General features: G+C 73.6%; 14 protein-coding genes. 5 read left to right on the plus strand and 9 right to left on the minus strand.

Features of this window, described 5'->3' with window-relative positions:
- Window positions 1-161: 161 nt before the first annotated feature.
- Window positions 162-659: a carboxymuconolactone decarboxylase family protein gene (locus tag E1291_RS17975; protein WP_131738973.1), complete on the minus strand. Its 498-nt coding sequence runs from the start codon at window positions 657-659 to the stop codon at window positions 162-164.
- Between the two features lie 80 nt (window positions 660-739).
- Between E1291_RS17975 and E1291_RS17980 the strand changes: the two genes are divergently transcribed.
- On the plus strand, window positions 740-1,309 hold the full coding sequence (locus tag E1291_RS17980) for a CGNR zinc finger domain-containing protein (RefSeq protein WP_131738974.1): 570 nt from the start codon (window positions 740-742) through the stop codon (window positions 1,307-1,309).
- Window positions 1,310-1,340: 31 nt separating this feature from the next.
- On the opposite strand, the gene E1291_RS17985 is transcribed toward E1291_RS17980, so the two are convergent.
- On the minus strand, window positions 1,341-2,264 hold the full coding sequence (locus E1291_RS17985) for an NmrA family NAD(P)-binding protein (RefSeq protein WP_131738975.1): 924 nt from the start codon (window positions 2,262-2,264) through the stop codon (window positions 1,341-1,343).
- 98 nt (window positions 2,265-2,362) lie between these two features.
- On the opposite strand from E1291_RS17985, the gene E1291_RS17990 reads away from it, so the two are divergent.
- Window positions 2,363-2,920: a TetR/AcrR family transcriptional regulator gene (locus tag E1291_RS17990; protein ID WP_131738976.1), complete on the plus strand. Its 558-nt coding sequence runs from the start codon at window positions 2,363-2,365 to the stop codon at window positions 2,918-2,920.
- 565 nt (window positions 2,921-3,485) lie between these two features.
- On the opposite strand, the gene E1291_RS17995 is transcribed toward E1291_RS17990, so the two are convergent.
- Entirely contained in the window at window positions 3,486-5,579 is a 2,094-nt protein-coding gene (locus E1291_RS17995) for a RecQ family ATP-dependent DNA helicase (protein ID WP_131738977.1), read from the minus strand.
- A gap of 182 nt (window positions 5,580-5,761) precedes the next feature.
- Here E1291_RS17995 and E1291_RS18000 point away from each other — a divergent pair, with 182 nt between their 5' ends.
- Genes E1291_RS18000 through E1291_RS18010 form a run of 3 tightly spaced genes read left to right on the plus strand, consistent with a single transcriptional unit; the run spans window position 5,762 to window position 8,615 of the window.
- A complete protein-coding gene (locus E1291_RS18000; RefSeq protein ID WP_131738978.1) occupies window positions 5,762-7,087 on the plus strand; it encodes a threonine/serine exporter family protein in 1,326 nt (441 codons plus the stop codon).
- A gap of 51 nt (window positions 7,088-7,138) precedes the next feature.
- Window positions 7,139-7,465 carry a DUF8820 family protein gene (locus E1291_RS18005; RefSeq protein ID WP_131738979.1) on the plus strand — a complete coding sequence of 109 codons (327 nt, stop codon included), beginning with the start codon at window positions 7,139-7,141 and terminating at the stop codon, window positions 7,463-7,465.
- Window positions 7,466-7,475: 10 nt separating this feature from the next.
- Complete coding sequence (locus E1291_RS18010) at window positions 7,476-8,615, plus strand: DUF6745 domain-containing protein (protein WP_131738980.1); 1,140 nt, start codon at window positions 7,476-7,478, stop codon at window positions 8,613-8,615.
- Window positions 8,616-8,697: 82 nt separating this feature from the next.
- Here E1291_RS18010 and E1291_RS18015 read toward each other — a convergent pair whose 3' ends face one another.
- Genes E1291_RS18015 through E1291_RS18040 form a run of 6 tightly spaced genes read right to left on the minus strand, consistent with a single transcriptional unit; the run spans window position 8,698 to window position 14,680 of the window.
- The gene (locus tag E1291_RS18015) at window positions 8,698-9,552 is read right to left on the minus strand and encodes an STM4011 family radical SAM protein (protein WP_131738981.1); all 855 of its coding nucleotides are present in this window, start codon (window positions 9,550-9,552) and stop codon (window positions 8,698-8,700) included.
- Window positions 9,552-10,874 (minus strand): STM4012 family radical SAM protein, encoded by a 1,323-nt coding sequence (locus tag E1291_RS18020; protein ID WP_131738982.1) that lies wholly within the window; start codon window positions 10,872-10,874, stop codon window positions 9,552-9,554. Before E1291_RS18020 ends, E1291_RS18015 begins: the two co-directional genes overlap by 1 nt.
- Complete coding sequence (locus tag E1291_RS18025; RefSeq protein WP_131738983.1) at window positions 10,871-11,671, minus strand: STM4013/SEN3800 family hydrolase; 801 nt, start codon at window positions 11,669-11,671, stop codon at window positions 10,871-10,873. The genes E1291_RS18020 and E1291_RS18025 overlap by 4 nt, the downstream gene beginning before the upstream one ends.
- Window positions 11,659-12,777: an STM4014 family protein gene (locus E1291_RS18030; RefSeq protein ID WP_131738984.1), complete on the minus strand. Its 1,119-nt coding sequence runs from the start codon at window positions 12,775-12,777 to the stop codon at window positions 11,659-11,661. The genes E1291_RS18025 and E1291_RS18030 overlap by 13 nt, the downstream gene beginning before the upstream one ends.
- Window positions 12,774-13,706, minus strand: coding sequence for an STM4015 family protein (locus E1291_RS18035; protein WP_242614216.1), 933 nt, complete (start codon window positions 13,704-13,706; stop codon window positions 12,774-12,776). The genes E1291_RS18030 and E1291_RS18035 overlap by 4 nt, the downstream gene beginning before the upstream one ends.
- Complete coding sequence (locus E1291_RS18040) at window positions 13,703-14,680, minus strand: STM4015 family protein (protein WP_131738985.1); 978 nt, start codon at window positions 14,678-14,680, stop codon at window positions 13,703-13,705. Before E1291_RS18040 ends, E1291_RS18035 begins: the two co-directional genes overlap by 4 nt.
- Between the last annotated feature and the right edge of the window lie 40 nt (window positions 14,681-14,720).

Genomic DNA, 14,720 nt, shown 5'->3' on the forward strand with positions numbered 1-14,720 from the left:
CGCCGCCGGTGTCCGCGCCGCCGGGGCCGCGGGGGTGGCCGCGACCAGCGCGGCGGACGCCGCCAGCGGCGGCGCCAGCAGCGGCTCGCCCGCCACCGCCTGCGCCACCGCCAAGGGGACCAGCATCACCAGGGTCGCCCAGGCGGGGCGCAGCCTCCCGCTCACCGGCCGAGCCAGTCGTTCTCGGTGCCGGCGACCTTGTTCACGTAGTTCGTCAGGGTCTGCAGCGCGACGATCGCGATGATCTCCAGGACCTGCGCCTCGGTCCATCCGGCCGCGCGCGCCGCCGCGTCCCCGGCGTCGCCCCGCGACTCGGTGAGCTCCCGCGCGAACGCCACCGCCGCCGCCTCCTTCGGATCGGCCGACGTCCCGGCCTTGGCCGCCTCGATCTCCGCCTCGTCCAGCCCGGCGCCCCGGGCGCCGTGCGTGTGGGCCGAGACGCAGTAGGAGCACGCGTTCGCGGCGCCCACCGCCAGCGCGATCCGCTCCGCCGTCGCGGGCGGCAGGGTCGCCCTCTTCAACGCGCGCGACAGCCCCAGATACCCCTCCAGCACGGCCGGCGAGTTCGCCATGACCCGCACCATGTTCGGTACCCGCCCGAGGCGCCGCTCCAGCTCGTCCAGCTTCGGGTCCTCCCGCACCGCCTCGATCACGATCATCTGCCCTTCTAACGGAAGCCACCAGATGATCCCGTTATAACATAACGCCATGACATCCCAAAACCCGTTAGACTGGAGTCATGAGCGACGATCCGCTGGCACTGCGCTTCGCGAGCACGATCCGCGCCGACCGGACCGGCCTGCGCGACATGCTCGACACCCCGGAGGGGCTCACCGCCTGGGTCCGCGCCCAGGACCTCGCCCCCTACATCGACACGGCGGCCTTCACCGCGGACGAGTCGGCCCAGGTCCGCATCAGGGAACTGCGCCAAGCCGTCCGGGCCCTGTTCGCGCGCACGGTCGCGCCGGAGCCGCCGAGCCCCGCCGACGCGGCGCGGCTGCCGTCCTTCCCCGAGGCCCTCGCCCTGGTCAACGGCGCCGCCGCGCCCGTCCTGCGCCGGCTCGACTGGCGGGACGCGCCGCGCCGGCACCTCGCCCCCACGGTCGACGCCCCGGTCGCCCGACTCGCCGCCGCGCTGGCCGACGCGTCCATCGACTTCTTCGCCGATCCGGTCGCCACCCAGGTCCGCGTCTGCCCGGCCCCCCGCTGCGTCCTCTACTTCATCAAGCGGCACCCGCGCCAGGAGTGGTGCTCGGTGGCCTGCGGCAACCGCGCCCGCGCGGCCCGCCACTACCACCAGCACCGCTGAGCCCCGCCCGCCGAAGCCCTGCTCGGAAGATTCAGGCCGCGACCGATGCGCGCTCCCGCGCCCACTCCTCGAAGTCAGTGAGCGGGATGCCGAGGTCCCTCGCATACTGGGGGCGGGCGGGCTGGCCGACCACGTTCAGCCACTCGTGCGAGGCGCCCATCGGCGGCATTCCAGCGGCGAGGGCCTCCTCCTCGGTCATGTCGGGCGCCGCCAGGGACCTGCCCCACGCGCGGGAGAGGACCCCCGCGATCTCCGTCATCGACAGGTGGTCGCTCGCCAGTTCCAACTCGACCTCGTGGAACCGCTCCGGCGCGGCGATGGCCGCGGCGGCGGCTCGGCCGATGTCGTCCACCGCGATCAGGGACAGCCGGGTCTCGGGCTTCAGCACGCTGACCAGCCCGCCCTCGATGCCGCGCGGGAACAGAAAGGCCATGGACGGAAGGAAGTTCTCCATGAAGAAGGCCGGCTTCAGCAGCGTCCAGTAGGGGAAGCCGGCTTCGCGGACCCGGTCCTGGATCGCGCTCTTGGCGCCCAGTGTCGGTTCCATCGCGGTCCAGTGCCCTTCGGCCCAGCCCGGAGCCTCCGTATGCCGTCCGGCGCCGCTGACGGACGTGTGCACGAACTGCGATACCCCCGCCGCCCTCGCGCCCTCCACGAGGTTGACGCCCTGGACGACCTCCCCTTCGAAATCGAAGGCGTCCCCGTCCGCCGCGGGCATCTGCACGGAGAACACGGCGCGGGCCCCCTCGGCGGCCCGGGTCACCGAGTCGCGGTCGCGGAGATCCCCGGTGACGAGGTCGGCGCCCAGCGCCGCGACGGCCCGAGCCCGTCCGGCGCCCGGATCGCGGACCAGGGCCCGAACGGGCACCCCGGCGGCGAGCAGGGCACGCGCGGCGGCACCGCCCTGCCTGCCGGTGGCACCGGTGACCAGAACGGGCGCGGAGTCCGTGGACATGATGATCCTCCTAGGTCGCGACCAAAACGGCGGGGCCCGCCGTTTCTCTTCGGTACGATACGGCGGGGCCCGCCACTTAACAACCCGGAGATGACGCCATGCCCGAACGCCAGCGCGCGGACGTCCGGCGCAACCACGCGCGAATCCTCGCCGTGGCCGAGGAGGAGGTCGCCGCGCACGGCGCCGCCGCCTCGCTGGAGCAGATCGCCCGCAGGACGGGCGTCGGTTCGGCGACCGTGCGCCGGCACTTCCCCACCCGCCGCGCACTGCTGGAGGCGGTCTCGCGGAAGCGGATCGAGGCCCTGAGCGCACGCGCCCGCGACCTGACCGGCCAGGGCGACGGCCGGAGCGCGCTCCTGGAATGGCTGGACGACGTGGTCGCCTATGCCGCCTCCGCGCGGGGCCTGGCGGCCGCCCTGTCCTACGAGGCCGACCCCTTGCACGAGAACGCCTGCTCGGCGGCGCTGGAAGAGGCGGCGACCCCTCTGCTCCACCGCGCCGCCCGCGACGGCGCGGTGGCGGCGGACGTCACCGTCCAAGACCTGATCACGCTGATCGTCGGCATCGTCCTGGCCACCGAACACCACCCCGACCCCGCCGCCGAGGCGGCCCGCCTGTTCCGACTGGCCGTCGCGGGCCTGAGCCCCCAAACCTGAGCCCCACCCACCTCGAACAAACTCACGACCCGCCCGCAATCACACGCAACCCCAAAGCAGCGAACCGCTCCAGCCACGCAGAACCCGCCGAGCCCAAACACCCCCCGAACCCACGAAACGCCCCGCGCGCTCCAGATTCGCGGCACGCCCAGGACTCACGGGCGCTCCGAACCCACGAACGCCCCGACGTTGCGGCACCCGGGCCGGCCCCCCGGCACTCGACTCGCGGGGGCGGGCTGGAGCTGCGGAACCTTCAAAAACAGCAAGTCACCCCGGGCGGGTGCCGTGTGTCGGAGGCACGGGCGCTTTGAGAACGCCCGGCGCCTCGGAGTTGCGGGGCGCGTTCGGGATTGTGGGCCTACGCATTCGGCTCGCGGGGGCGGGGTGGGGCTGCGGCATCCTCCAGATCGGTGGGCGCCTCCGGGGGGTGGGGTGCGTTGGGGGCACGGGGCTCCGGGATGGCGGGACGCCCGGCGTTCGCGCTTTACGTTCGTGGCATGTGCGGGGCTGGGGTCCGGGCCTGTGGGCCGCTCGGAGTGGGGCGCCCCGGGGTGTGCGGGGCTTGTCAGTTCGGGGTCGCGAGGGTCAGGGGGAGGACGGCGGGGGCACCGGATTCTCTGAGCAGGCGGGCCGCGACGGTCAGGGTCCAGCCGGTCTCCACCCGGTCGTCCACCAGGAGGACGGGGCCGGGGGCCTCGGGCAGGGCCGCGGCCAGGTCCGGGGGGACGGTCAGGGAGTTCCACACCGAGCGGAGGCGCTGGGCGCTGTTGTGGCGGCGCGGGACGGGGCCGTCGGCGGGGGCGAGCGCGCCCAGGTACGGGAGACGGCCGATCTCCGCGATGCGGTTCCCGAAGCTCGTCACCAGGCGCGGCCGGGAGTGGGAGCCGATCGTGACGACACCGGTGGGGCGGGCGGGCCAGTCCCACGCGGCGAGGACCTTGACGACGGCGGCGACCATGTCGGCGGGGACGTCGGCGTCGCCCGCGGCGAACAGCTCGCGCAGGCGGTTGCCCCAGCCGATGTCGGTGAGGCGGCCGAGGGCTCGGCCCGTCTCGGCGAGGTGCTCGGGGCTGATGCGGCCGGAGACGCCGAGGTCGTCCTTGACGCCGGTGGGCCACATGCGGCGCGGGGCGATGTCGACGCCGGGGCGGTGGAGGCGGTCCCGGGCGCTCGCCGCGCCCTGCGGGGTGACCTCGGCGGACCAGCGGTCGCCCGTGCAGTTGTCGCAGCGGCCGCACGGGGCGGCGGCGGGGTCGTCGAGCCGGGCGCGGAGGAACTCCTCGCGGCAGGACCCCGTGGCGATGTAGTCGAGCATGGCCGCCTGCTCCCGGCGGCGCTCCCCGGCGACCCGCTCGTAGCGCTCGCGGTCGTAGACCCAGGGGCGGCCGGTCGCCGTCCAGCCGCCCTTGACCCGGCGGACGGCGCCGTCGACGTCGAGGACCTTGAGCATCATCTCCAGGCGGGTCCGGCCGAGATCGACGCGGGGCTCCAGCGCGCCGGTGGACAGCGGGCGCCCCGCGGTCTCCAGGACCTCGAGCGTCGCCCGGACGACGGGCTCCGGCGGGAAGGCGAGGCTCGCGAAGTAGGCCCAGATGTCGCGGTCCTCCGGGCCGGGCAGCAGGATGACCTCCGCCCGGTCGACTCCGCGGCCCGCGCGGCCGATCTGCTGGTAGTAGGCGACCGGGGACTGCGGGGCGCCGACGTGCACGATGAACCCGAGGTCGGGCTTGTCGAAGCCCATGCCGAGCGCGCTGGTGGCGACCAGGGCCTTGAGCCGGTTGTCCCGCAGGTCGCGTTCGGCCTGGAGGCGTTCGACCTGCTCGGTCTGGCCCGAGTAGGCGGCGACCTCGTGGCCGCGCTCGCGGAGGTACCCGGTGATCTCGTGGGCGGCGGCGACCGTGAGGGTGTAGACGATGCCGGAGCCGGGCAGCCGGTCGAGGTGCTCGCCGAGCCAGGCGATGCGCTGCTCGGCGGTGGGCAGGGCGACGACGGCCAGGCGCAGCGACTCGCGTTCGAGCGGCCCCCGCAGGACGAGGGCGTCCTCGCCGGCGAGCTGCTCGGCGACGTCCTGGGTGACGCGGGCGTTCGCGGTGGCGGTGGTCGCGAGGACGGGGATCCCGGGCGGGAGCTCGGCGAGCAGGGTGCGCAGCCGCCGGTAGTCGGGCCGGAAGTCGTGGCCCCAGTCGGAGATGCAGTGCGCCTCGTCGACGACGACCAGCCCGGCGCCGGCGGCGAGCTTGGGCAGCACCAGGTCGCGGAAGTCGGGGTTGTTGAGCCGTTCGGGGCTGACCAGCAGGACGTCGACGGCGCCGGCCTCGACCTCGGCGAAGACCCGGTCCCAGTCGTCGGTGTTCGCGGAGTTGATCGTGCGGGCGTGGATGCCGGCGCGGTCGGCGGCCTCGATCTGGTTGCGCATCAGCGCCAGCAGCGGCGAGACGATCACCGTCGGGCCGGCGCCGCGGTCGCGCAGCAGCCGGGTCGCCACGAAGTACACCGCGGACTTGCCCCAGCCGGTGCGCTGGACGACCAGCGCCCGGCGCCGCTCGACGACGAGGGCGTGGATCGCCGTCCACTGGTCGTCGCGCAGCCGCGCGTGGTCGCCGGCGAGGGCGCGCAGGCACCGCTCGGCCTCGGGGCGGAGTCCCTCCGGAGTGCTCATGCACTCTTGGTACCAGCGCCGCGAGAGCACTCGCGCCAGAATCGCGTTCTGTGGACAACCCCCGGGGGTGATTTCGAGCGGGGGCGTGGGTAGCCTGCCGATCGAGATCAACTTCTCGGCGGAGGGGGCGCGGGCGGCGGATGGGCGCGGCTGAACGCTTGCGGCGGACGTGGCATGTGCTGATGGACGGGGCGCCTCCCGAGCCGCCCGAGACCGAGCCGGGCGAGGTGGTCGACCCGCTCGCCATCGAGCTGGTCCTGCGGGTCGGGGAGCTCCTGCTGGCGAGCGGGGAGACGACCGAGCGGGTGAACGAGGCCATGCTGGGCCTGGCGGTGGCCTACGAGCTTCCCCAGTGCGAGGCCCAGGTCACCCTGACGAGCCTTCTGGTCAGCGCCCATCCGAAGGCGGGGCACCCCGTGACCGCCTCGCGCGCGATCCGGCGCCGGACTCCCGCCTACTGGCGGCTCACCGGGCTGCACGCCCTCGTCCAGGAGGCGTCCATCGGGATGCTGGATCTGGACGAGGCGCACCAGAGGCTCGCGAACCTGAAACGGGGCCGTCCGCCCTACCCGCCTTGGCTGATCGTCGCCTCCCTGGGGCTCATCGCCGCCTCGGCGAGTGTGCTGACGGGCGGCGGGGCGCTCGTCGCGGGGACGGCGTTCGTGGCCACGCTGCTCGGCGACCGGGTGGCCGCGGCGCTGGCCCGCCGCGGCGTCGCGGAGTTCTTCCAGCTGACGGTGGCCGCCGGGTTCGGCGCGACGGCGGCGGCGCTGGTGGTGGCGATGGGCAATCCCGCGCACGCGTCCACGATCGTCACCGGCGCGATCCTGGCGCTGCTGCCGGGGCGGCCGCTGGTGGCCAGCATCCAGGACGGCATCACCGGCGACCTGGTGAGCGCCGGGGCGCGGCTGCTGGAGGTCTTCTTCATGATCGCGGCGATCGTCGCCGGGCTGGGCGCGGTCGTCTACCTCGCGGTGCAGCTGCACGTGGCCATCGACGTCAGCCACCTGCCGTCCGCTCCGGCCACGTTGAAACCCATCCAGGTCCTCGCGGCGGCGGCCGTGTCGGTGACGTTCGCGGTGTCCCTGGCCGCGCCTCGGGACATCCTGGCGGCGGCGGCCCTGGGCGGGGGGCTGATCTGGATCGTCTACGTGCTGCTGCTGGGATGGAACGTGCCGCCCGTCCTCAGCTCGGCGGTGGCGGCCACCGTCGTGGGCGTCCTCGCGAACGGGCTCGCCAGGCACCGCCAGGCGCCCGTGATGCCGTACCTAGTCCCGGCGATCAGCCCTCTTCTGCCCGGGACCCTCCTCTACAGAGGGATGGTCGAGCTGAACACCGGCCTTCCGCAGAACGGGGTGCTGAGCCTCATCGGGGCTCTCTCGGTGGCCCTCGCCCTGGGTGCCGGCGTGAACCTCGGAGGCGAGCTCGTCCGGGCGTTCCAGCGGGTCGGCCTGACCGCGTCCGGCCGCTGGGCGCGCCCGGCCGCGCGGCGGACGCGCGGTTTCTGAGGCTCCGGAGGAGTTCCCGGAACTGTCGGTGGCGGTTGTTACGTTCGCCGCATGTACCGACAGGGAGACATCCTGATTCTGCCCGTGCCCGAGGAGGCGGTCCCCTCCTCCGTCCGGGAGCTGTCGCCGGCCCCCCGCGACGGGCGCGGGCGCATGGTCCTCGCGCTCGGCGAGGCGACCGGCCACGCGCACGCGCTGACGGCGCCCGGCTCGCTGCTGCGGGTCCCCGACCCGCTCGCGCCCGACCACCTGCACCTGCCGTCGGGCGGGCGGCTGACGCACGAGGAGCACGCGGCGATCACGCTTCCCAAGGGCTGGTACCGGGTGATCCGGCAGCGCGAGTACGTGCCCGGCTCCGTCCGGGTCGTGGCGGACTGAGGCGGCGGGAATGTCCATCGGAACCCTGCGCGAGGCGGACTACGTGGTCGCCGACTGGCAGTCGGCCGCCTTCGGCACCGGCCCCGCCGACCGCGCCCGGGCCGAGGCGGGCGTCGCCGCGGCCTACGCGGCCGGCGGCCTGGACGCCCCGGAACGGTACATATGGGCGTCGTCCCCGGCGCACGGCGCCGTCCTGGCGGCCGTCCTCGCCGGGCACGGCGGCGCCCTGGAGGAGGCGGGCCTGACCGGCCCGGTCGAGCGCGCCCGCGCCGAGCTGGGCGGAAGCGACGCGGGGGCGAGCGTGCTGAACGCCGTCCGGACGCGTCCGTGGGAGGCGGAACGTACCGCGGCCTGCTCCGAACAGGGGCCGGAGCAGTGGCCGCGGACGTGGGCCGAGACCGGCGGGCTGCTCTGGAACCAGGTGCAGTCGCTGGTCGTGCGGGTGCGCGCCGCCATCGGCGCGCTCGCCACCGAGGGCCCGTCCGAAGGGCCCGACGCGGCGCGCGACCGGGCCGAGTCCATCCTGCGGGCGGCGACGCTCGACGCGGTCCTGGGCCAGCACGACGCGCCGTGGCTGGCGCAGTTCGAAGCCCTCGGGCGGCTGGACGGCCCGCTCGCCGGCCTCGCCGAGACCGCCCGCTCCGCCGGGTGGTGGTGGCCCTACGAGCGGCTCGTGATCCTGTCCGAGCGCCCCGCCGAACTGCACCGCGACGAGCCCGGCCGGCTGCACCGCGGCGACGGCCCGGCGCTCGCCTACCCCGACGGGTTCGGCCTGCACGCCTGGCGCGGCATGCCGATCCCGCCCGACTTCGTGGCGTCCCTGACCGGGCTCACCCACGGCCGCATCTCCGCCGAGGAGAACGCGGAGCTGCGCCGGGTCATGCTGGAGATCTTCGGGTACGACCGGTACCTCGCCGAGACGGGCGCGCGTCCCCTGCACCGGGACGAGACGGGCGTGCTGTGGTCGATCGACCTGCCCGGCGACGAGCCCGTGGTGATGGTCGAGGTGGTCAACTCCACCCCGGAGCCCGACGGGACGTACCGCACCTACTACCTGCGGGTCCCACCGACGACGCGCACCGCGCGCGCGGGCGTCGCGTGGACGTTCGGCGTGGACGAGGCCGACTACCACCCGCAGAAGCAGACCTGAGCCGTTCCCCGCCCACGGCCCGGTTCCGGGCGGGCGCCCCTGGTAGCACTTCCCCCGTCACCAGCGGCGCCCGCCTCGCTCCCTAGTCGCTCCCCAGCAACGCGGGGATGCGCTCAAGGACGCCCCCGGCGAACGTGTCGTAGAGGCCGAGCGGTTCCAGGTGCACGTAGCCGATGTGGCAGTCGCACATGTCGAGCGGGCACGGGCGCGGTGCCAGCGCCTCCTGGAAGGAACCGTCGTAGAGGTTCCCGAGGACGGCCGGGACGAAGTGGCAGCGCCGCACGGTGCCCTCGCCGTCGACCGACACGACGGTGTCGCCCGTACGGCACGGAAGGCCGCGGCTGGGGTGCGGGTGCCGGCTGACGGGGAAGAGGGGGTCGATCTCCGTCCAGGCGGCCGCCTCCACGTCGTCGTAGACCCGCCCTTCGGCGGCGTTGACCCACAGGTACGTCCCCGGGGGCAGGTCGGCGCGGAGGCGGCGGACGGCGCCGAGGTGCTCGGGCAGGCCGACGGTCCCGACGCTGAACCGGATCCCGCGCGCCGCCAGGTCCAGGCATTTGCCGAGGAACCGCTCGTAGGGGACCTGGCCCGGATGGAAGGTCGCCCACAGGGCCAGCCGGGACGGGTCGGCCTCGGCCGTCCACGACACCCGGTGGCTCAGGTTCGTCTGTATGGCGACGCGCTCCACGTGCGGCAGGTGGCTGAGCTCCACCAGGGCCCGCCGGTACCAGGACCGGACGAGCCCCTCTCCCCAGGGTGTGAACAGGACGGAGACACGGTGCTCTCGGCCGGCGACCCAGCCGGTGAAGCGTTCGAGGGCGGCGCGGTCGGCGCGCAGTGTCTCCGGCGAGTCGCGGCGTTTGGCGAACGGGCAGTACGGGCAGTCGTAGTCGCAGCTGGCGAGCGGCCCCCGGTACAGGAGAGTGAGGTGCTCCATCAGCGCGCCTCGTAGGAGGCCATCAGCGCGTGGACACCGGAGGAGAACAAGGCGGGGCCTATGGCGTCGGAGTGCGCGAGCCCTTCGGCGGTCAGCCTGACCGCGGCGGGCGTCGTCTCCACCCATTCCCGTTCGGTGAACAACACGAGCTCCGCGGCGAAGTCGTCGGTCACGTCGCTGCCGAAGCGCGCGCGGTAGGAGTCTCGTTCCAGTCCTTCGGCCTGGAGAAGCGACTGGAGCAGATGACGACGGCGGCGTTCGGTGTCGTCGAGCCGGAAGCCCACGCGGGCGGTGGTGAAGTCGTCCTCGCGCACGTAGTCGTCGATGATGGACCGCACCTGGCTCGCCCCGACCGCGTACTCGAAGGAGTAGTGCAGTTCCGAGGTGTAGGAGCGGGCGCCGCACCCCAGCCCGACCATGCCGTCGGTCTGGCAGCAGTACTCGGTGCCGCCCGCCTTCTCCGACGGGAGCCGGAACATCCGCATCGACACCTGCTCGTAGCCCTCGGCCAGGAGATGGTCCCGGCCGATCCGGTAGAGGGTGAGACGCTGGTCGTCCCAGTCCTGGGCGCGGCGGCCCAGCCCCGTCAGGGGGCGGACGTAGAGGGGATAGAGGTAGAGTTCCTCAGGCCGCCACGCCAGTGCCGCGTTCAGGGAGTGCAGCCATGTGGCGGGGGTCTGGCCGTCGATGCCGTAGATCAGGTCGATGTTGAGCGTGGGGAAGCCGACCGCGCGGATCCGGTCCAGTGCCGCCTCGACCTCGGCGCGCTTCTGCGGCCGGACGGCGGCGCGGGCCTCCGCGTCGATGAAGCTCTGCACGCCGATGGACACTCGTGTGGTGCCCCGTTCGGCGAGGACCGTCAGCCGGTCGGTCGTAGCGGTGGCCGGTGACGTCTCCACCCCGAGGGGTATCGCCCCGAACCCAGGAAATCGCCCGGCTATGTCACACAGCCGTTCCAGTTCGGCGGCGGTGAGGTAGGTGGGGGTGCCGCCACCGAAGGCGGCGGTGGCGAACGACGCGGCGCCTTCCGGTGAAGGGCCGTGGCCTGACACCGCGCTCAGCTGGTCCAGAACCGCGGTGGCCTGCCGGTCCAGGGCGTCCAGGTAGGCGCCGGTGAGCTCTTCGGGCGCTCCGGTGCGCGTGAAGAGATTGCAGAAGCCGCAGCGCATCTCGCAGAAGGGGATGTGCACGTAGAGGAAGAGTGCGTCGAGCGACTCGTCCGCCCAGACCTCGCGCAGGGGCGGCGCGGGGTCCAGTGGCCGGTAGGCGGTCTTGTGCGGATAGGCGTAGACGTATCCCTGGTAAGGGCCGGTTGAGATCACGACAGAACGAACTCCCCGTACGGAACGGTCCACACGACCTCGTGGCCGATGCGGTGCCCGGAATGGCCGTCCTCCCCGTACGCCGTCCCGTGATCCGAGCAGACGATCACGAGGCAGGGGCGGCGCATGAGGGCGAACAGGCGGCCCAGATGGGCGTCGACGTGGCGCAGCGCCGCGGCGTGGCTCTCGCGGGTGTCGCCGTCCGCGGGTTGCGCGCCGTCCAGGTAGAACCAGTTGGGCTGGTGCAGGGACGCCACGTTCAGCAGCAGGAACAGGCGGCGCGCGGCGGGCAGCCGGGCCGTCACCTCGGCCACACGGTCGATCTGGTTGGGCAGGGACGCCGGGTCCGCGACGCCGAACCCGGGCTCCCAGTGACTCTCGGCGAACAGGGACGGCAGCGCCGAGCCGAGCGGGGTGAGCTTGTTGAAGAACCCGACGCCGCCGACGCAGACCGTGTGGTAGCCGGCGGCGGCCAGCCCGGACGGCAGGTCGGCGGTGTCGAACGTCCAGGTGCCCCCGGTGGTCGTCTCGCTCCCCGGGAAGCTCCCCGCGAACAGGCGGGGGTGGGGGCCGGGCGACGCCGGAGTCGGCAGGAACCCCGCCAGCATCGCCATGTGGGCGGCGTAGGTGAAGCTCCCCGGCGTGTGGCGACGCTCCCAGCGCCCCCCGGGAAGGAGCCCGGAGAGCGTGGGGGTCCCCCCGGTCGCCGCTTGTTCGGCGGCCACGTCGTAGCGCAGCGTGTCCAGTGTCACCAGCAGCACGTCGTGGCTGCCGATGACCGCGTTCATGTCGCGCATGCGGTCACTGCACGCGTCCGGTCCTGCGGTACATGCGGGGGGTTCTCCATCAGGGCGGCTCTGACCTGGGCAGTGTAGGTGTCCAGTCCTTCGGCGGGACCACCGGCCAGACCGGTGAGCCCGGGGAGCAGGTCACCGAACGCATTCACCTCGCCCACCGCGAACCGTTTCATCCCTATGCAGACGAGCAGATCGACGCCCACCATGAGGCTGCCGGGGAAGCAGGCGGCCGCCCGCGCGCACACGTCGAGAGCCCGGTGCCACCCGTCCTCTCCGAGCGCGCTCCGGACGGCGTCAAGGTCACCCCTGGCTCCGCCCAGGTGCAGGTTCGTCATGGGATGCCGACTCGTCCGGACGACGGCGTGGGTGGGCACTCCCCCGATGACCACCACCCGGAGGTCGAACACGCGCCCGTCCATCGCGGCCTTGGGAAGCCACCGCTCCACGTGGAGTCCGTCGGGGGCCAGGGCGTCGACCAGGGCCGCGACCTCCGCCTCGGTCTCGTACACGCGGACGCGCAGCGAGTTGACGGGCCCGTCCGGGGTCATGGACGCCGACGTGACGGCCCTGACCCGCCCTCCGGGGGCGGTCTGAAGGGCGATGACGCCGGACGCGGACGAGCCGTGCGCCGGCTTGACGAACACACGCCGCTCCCCCGACTCCTCCATGCGGGCCCGCAACCCGGCATAGCCGTCCACGGACGGAAGCGCCACGGGGACCGGCACCCCGGCGGCCAGCAGCCTGGCGTGGGAGAGGCGCTTGTCGAACATCACCCCGATCTCCGTGACGTCTCCGAGGAGCCGCGCCCCCGCGCGCGTCACCGACGCGTCGATCCGTCCCAGCGCCACGGTGAACGCCCGGTACCAGGCGGCGCCGCCGCCCACGCGCGCCGGATCGCCGGGACCGCGCAGCAGCGCGTCGGCCTCGGCGTCCTCGCCCGGCGAGTCGACGCGGACCAGGTCACCGGGACCGGCGGGGACCGGGGCGCCGCGCAGCACGTCGGCCCAGGCGACGAGGACCGGCTCGGGCAGGCCGGACGAGCGGCACGCCGCGGCGAACAGCGCGGGCCGCCGGTCCCCGGGCGTGCCGACGACGAGCCAGGTCATTCCGACACCGCGATGTAGGTGGCGCTGAAGACGAGGTCCCGGCCCACCCAGTCCGCCTCGCCGCGCGGGTCGGTGAGGTCCACCTCCACTCCGGGCAGCGCGGCCTTCACCCGGTCGGCCATCGCCTCGGCGAGGTAGTGGTGGTGCAGGTCGAGCCTGCGCAGATGCGTCAGGGGCTGGCCCGTCAGCAGGGCCTCCGCGCCGCGGTCGGACAGCATGCCCAAGGCCAGGCTCAGCGACTCCAGCCGCGCCACGACCGGCGCGGTGGCGAGGGCCTCGGCGAGCTCGTCCTGGAACCCGCCGTTCTCCAGGCCGAGGTGCCTGAGCGCTGGGAGGCGCTCGCCGGTGAGGATGGGCGCGTAGTCGCCGGGCGCCGAGGTGCCGTCGTACCAGTCGGAGCCGATCCACAGGTCGAGGTGTTCCAGCGCGGGCAGTTCGGCGGCGGCCACCGCGGTCGCGACCTCGGTGGGCAGCCCGCCGGACTCGATCCGCAGGACCCTCAGGCGGTCGCTGCGCGGCGGTTCGAACCGCAGGTCGGAGGCGCCGCGGATCTCAAGGTGCTCCAGCCCGGGGTACGCCTCGAACAGCGGCGTGATGTCGCCGTGCTTGATCCAGGAGATGTGGAGTTCCCAGTCGAGGATGTCGCCGAGGAACAGCGCCCGCAGGTTCGTGAACCGGTCCGCCGCGGCGACGAGCGACTCCACGGCGCCGCCGTCGTAGTCCCAGAAACCCAGGACGAGGTGAGTGATCCGTGTGGTGTCGACCCCCTCTGGGAGCCAGTCGAGCTTCTCCGGGGAGGCTCCCTGCTCGCGGTCGTAGATCCCCCACGCCACGTCGCCGGGGCCGGGCGGCGGTGTGCCGTCCGCCCCCGGGCCGGCCGCCCTGACGGGCAGGCCGGCGAACTCCGTGAGACGGTCGTGGACGCTCACTCCGAGACCGCCACGTAGCGCCAGTCGTCGTCCGTCGTCTCCTGGTCGTCGAGATCGACCTCGACGCCGGGCAGCGCCGCCTTCACCCGTTCCATCATGGCGTCGGTCAGGAAGTGGTGGTGCAGGTCCAGCGCCCGCAGATGGGTGAGGGGCTGGCCGGACAGCAGCGCCTCGGCGCCCTGGTCGGTGAGGATGCCCATGGCCAGGCTCAGCGACTCCAGCCGCGCCACGATCGGCGCGCCGGCGACCGCGGCGGCGATCTCGTCCTGGATCTCCGCGTCCTCCAAGCCGAGGTGGCGCAGGGCGGGCAGCCGCTCGCCCGCCAGGATCGGGGCCAGGTCGGCGACCGTCGCGTCCCCGCCGTAGTTGCCCTCGCCGAGCCACAGGTCCAGGTGCTCCAGGTTCGGCAGGTCGCTCGCGGCGACCGCCTGGACGACCGCCGCCGGCAGGCCGCCCGACTCGAACCGCAGCCTCCGCAGCACGTCGCTCTTGATCGGTGCGAGGGTGAGGTCCTGCGCGCCCCGGATCTCGAAGCGCTCCAGGCCGGGGAACGCCTCGAACAGCGGCGAGATGTCGCCGTGCTCAATCCAGGAGATCTCCGACTGGTCCCCGGGGATGTCGCCCACGAACAGCGCCTTCAGCTTGGGGAAGGAAGCGGCCGCTTCGGTCAGCAACGCCACCGGGTCGGCGGTGTTCTGATCATAGGACGCGCCCCAGTAGCCGATGACGAGTGCCGTGACCTCGGTGGTGTCGACCATGCCGAGGAACCGCGCGAAGGTGTCGGCGAACGGCTCCTCGTCGAATATCGTCCCGACGTACCAGGCTGCGTCAGCGGCCGCGGGAAGCTCCGGGCGGGGCTGCCCGTCGCCGTCCTCGCCGTCCTCGTCGTCGCCGCCGTCCGGGGCGACCGTCTCGCAGTTGAAGGTGAACACCGGCAGCCCGGCGTACTCCTCGAGGTATCCGTAAACGCCCATGGGTCCCTTTCACGAGTTCGTAGGGCCCATGTCCTATCAG

It is taken from the genome of Actinomadura roseirufa (genome assembly GCF_900659635.1).
Lineage (GTDB): Bacteria > Actinomycetota > Actinomycetes > Streptosporangiales > Streptosporangiaceae > Spirillospora > Spirillospora roseirufa.

Coding starts and splice junctions, on each gene's coding strand:
- E1291_RS18030 (WP_131738984.1), bottom strand. CDS start 12,777: ATGACCTGGCTCGTCGTCGGCACGCCCGGGGACCGGCGGCCCGCGCTG.
- E1291_RS18040 (WP_131738985.1), bottom strand. CDS start 14,680: ATGGGCGTTTACGGATACCTCGAGGAGTACGCCGGGCTGCCGGTGTTC.
- E1291_RS17975 (WP_131738973.1), bottom strand. CDS start 659: ATGATCGTGATCGAGGCGGTGCGGGAGGACCCGAAGCTGGACGAGCTG.
- E1291_RS18010 (WP_131738980.1), top strand. CDS start 7,476: ATGTCCATCGGAACCCTGCGCGAGGCGGACTACGTGGTCGCCGACTGG.
- E1291_RS17985 (WP_131738975.1), bottom strand. CDS start 2,264: ATGTCCACGGACTCCGCGCCCGTTCTGGTCACCGGTGCCACCGGCAGG.
- E1291_RS17980 (WP_131738974.1), top strand. CDS start 740: ATGAGCGACGATCCGCTGGCACTGCGCTTCGCGAGCACGATCCGCGCC.
- E1291_RS18005 (WP_131738979.1), top strand. CDS start 7,139: ATGTACCGACAGGGAGACATCCTGATTCTGCCCGTGCCCGAGGAGGCG.
- E1291_RS18025 (WP_131738983.1), bottom strand. CDS start 11,671: ATGCGCGACATGAACGCGGTCATCGGCAGCCACGACGTGCTGCTGGTG.
- E1291_RS17995 (WP_131738977.1), bottom strand. CDS start 5,579: ATGAGCACTCCGGAGGGACTCCGCCCCGAGGCCGAGCGGTGCCTGCGC.
- E1291_RS18000 (WP_131738978.1), top strand. CDS start 5,762: ATGGACGGGGCGCCTCCCGAGCCGCCCGAGACCGAGCCGGGCGAGGTG.
- E1291_RS18015 (WP_131738981.1), bottom strand. CDS start 9,552: ATGGAGCACCTCACTCTCCTGTACCGGGGGCCGCTCGCCAGCTGCGAC.
- E1291_RS17990 (WP_131738976.1), top strand. CDS start 2,363: ATGCCCGAACGCCAGCGCGCGGACGTCCGGCGCAACCACGCGCGAATC.